This window comes from Halobacillus sp. BBL2006 (assembly GCF_000786645.1).
Taxonomy (GTDB): domain Bacteria; phylum Bacillota; class Bacilli; order Bacillales; family Halobacillaceae; genus Halobacillus.
Map to the genome: position 1 here is coordinate 1 of NZ_JRNX01000794.1, position 994 is coordinate 994.

Sequence of the window (994 nt, forward strand, 5' to 3'; positions counted from 1 at the left end):
CATTTTTAAAAGAAAATAAAATTGATGTCGCAGCTATTGAGGCGATTCAAGATCAAGAAGGAAACCTTTATGCGTATGACGTAAACACGAATACGAATTACAATTCTGATGCAGAAGCGAAAGCAGGCGTTTATGGAATGCTTGAGCTTGCGAAGTATCTAGGAGAACAGCTCAATAAAGTGCATGCTTGATCTCGTCAAAAAAAGTGCCTTGAACAATTGTTCAAAGGCACTTTTGCATTTTACTTTTAGTGACGCTTGCTCAACCAGAGTACGCCTGACTTCGCAAGTCGCGGCAGCATACCGGTCATCGGTTTTTGCATCATGTTACCGAATCCATCACTTTTACCTAAAGAACCCAGCGTACCTTTCAGCTTCACTTCACTTGGACGTTCCGGGACGCGGTCGTTAAGCACAGCAGTCAAAACATCCGCTATTTTCTCTCCTTGGGCGCCAGCAAGCTGAGCACTAGGAGAATGATCCGCTGAGGCACAGTCTCCAACGATGTAAACATTTTGATGACTTGGAACTTGATAAAAGTCATTAATGACCACTTTATCTTGGCAATCCTTCTCAAAAGGGAGCTCTCGAACGAGATAATTTGGTCGGACACCAGCGGTCCAGACAGTGACGTCGTTCATATAGCAGATGCCGTTGTTGCAAACGCCGTCTTTTTCCACGTACTCGACATTCGCTCTGTGGATGACCTCGACATCATTCTCCTTAAACCATTTCTCTACATACTTTTGAATTTTCGAGTCAAAAGCCTTCAGGACGCTTTCCCCGCGGTCAAGGAGGCGGATGTTCAGGTCGGATCGGCTTTCACGAACTTCAGAAGCGACTTCGATTCCGCTCAAGCCGGCACCAACGACCGTCACATTTTTATAAGCTCCCAGATTTCCGATGGAGTAACCTGCGCTCCGTGCTTTTGAGAATGTCTGGACACTTTCAGTAAATTGCTCAGCACCTTCAATCCCGTGGTAGTTATCTTCGCA

The 994-nt window shown here is 45.7% G+C and carries 1 protein-coding gene and 1 pseudogene; one reads left to right on the top strand and one right to left on the bottom strand.

Features of this window, described 5'->3' with window-relative positions; genetic code table 11:
- Nucleotides 1-191: pseudogene (locus LD39_RS23295) on the top strand (alpha-L-glutamate ligase); the annotation flags it as partial.
- Nucleotides 192-247: 56 nt separating this feature from the next.
- Here LD39_RS23295 and LD39_RS19765 read toward each other — a convergent pair.
- A partial coding sequence (locus LD39_RS19765) for an NAD(P)/FAD-dependent oxidoreductase (RefSeq protein WP_035552435.1) occupies nt 248-994 on the bottom strand: 747 nt, incomplete at its 5' end.